The organism is Phyllobacterium sp. P5_D12, from assembly GCF_054049495.1.
The window spans coordinates 1-1119 of sequence record NZ_JBFUMG010000946.1; the positions used below are offsets into that span (position 1 = coordinate 1).

Genomic DNA, 1119 nt, shown 5'->3' on the forward strand with positions numbered 1-1119 from the left:
TTTCTTACCCGGATCGATATCGAAACCGGTAACGGCAAAACCGCTGCGCGCCAGAGTGATCGCAAGCGGCAATCCGACGTAGCCAAGCCCTATGACACCGGCGTGGGCCTGCCGCGTTGAGATTTTACCGGAGAGGTCGGAAAAAGGGGACGAAGCCAATATGTTCTTTCTTGTACAAGCGCCGCTGCGGCTATCGGGTCAGTTTTAGATGGCCGCTACGAAGTTGGCTGTCAAGCGTGGACGGTCGCGAACTGTCTCGAAGATTTTTCAAGAAACCAGGCCACATGTCTGTCGACACGTAGCTCACGATCAAGTGACAATTGCTATTGTTTCGATTGGGCAACATGCCCATTTGAGAAAACGGAAACAACGACTGACAGAGGACCTCCCACCGAACTACCCGCCTGAGCTGTATCGGACCGGTGAGATTGCGGTGTTATCACCCCTGTCGCCGACGTTGACACCACTATCCGATTCGCTCATCTTCCTCCCGTTCTCTGACAAGTTCGTGCGATTGATCACGCTTGCTTAGGAGCAGCGGCTGGGTGCGGGAAAGTGGACGTGGCTCGCATTTGCAAGGACGACAACGGATGAGCACGACCGAATTTGACGAATCCAGCATACTTCTCGACAAGGTAGCCGATTGGCTCACACAAACTTCGCTTGCCGGGGAAAATCTGGAAACAATTGTACGCGGCTTTTGCGAACGTATCGCAGCGGCGGGCCTCCCGATCGCCCGCGTCAATCTCTCGTTTTCAATGCTGCATCCGCTCTATGACGCGTTGGGATTCACATGGAAACGTGCGAGTGGCATGAGTGTTGAAGGTTACCGGCACGACCCAGCCGGAAAGCCTGAACGCTTCCTGTTGAGCCCCTACTTCTATCTTCTCAGCAACAATCTGGAACATTTGYGGCGACGCATCGACGTCGATGGACAACTCGAATTCCCGGTCCTCGACGAGTTAAAACAGGAAGGCGTCACCGATTATCTCGCTTTCTTGCAGCCTTTTGGCGGTCAGTCGACGCAAGGCATGATGGGTTCGTGGTCAACCGACAGCAAGGAAGGATTTAGCGATGCCATGATCGCGGCGCTCCTGCGATTGCAGAACCATCTGGCAG

Annotated in this window: 1 protein-coding gene and 1 pseudogene; one reads left to right on the forward strand and one right to left on the reverse strand. The window is 54.4% G+C overall.

What is annotated here, in order from left to right; genetic code table 11:
- The coding region (locus ACXJ5O_RS27855; RefSeq protein WP_457302738.1) for an NAD(P)-binding domain-containing protein at positions 1–159 on the reverse strand (159 nt) is incomplete at its 3' end.
- A 431-nt stretch (positions 160–590) separates the two neighbouring features.
- On the opposite strand from ACXJ5O_RS27855, the pseudogene ACXJ5O_RS27860 reads away from it, so the two are divergent.
- A pseudogene (locus tag ACXJ5O_RS27860) lies at positions 591–1119 on the forward strand (adenylate/guanylate cyclase domain-containing protein); the annotation flags it as partial.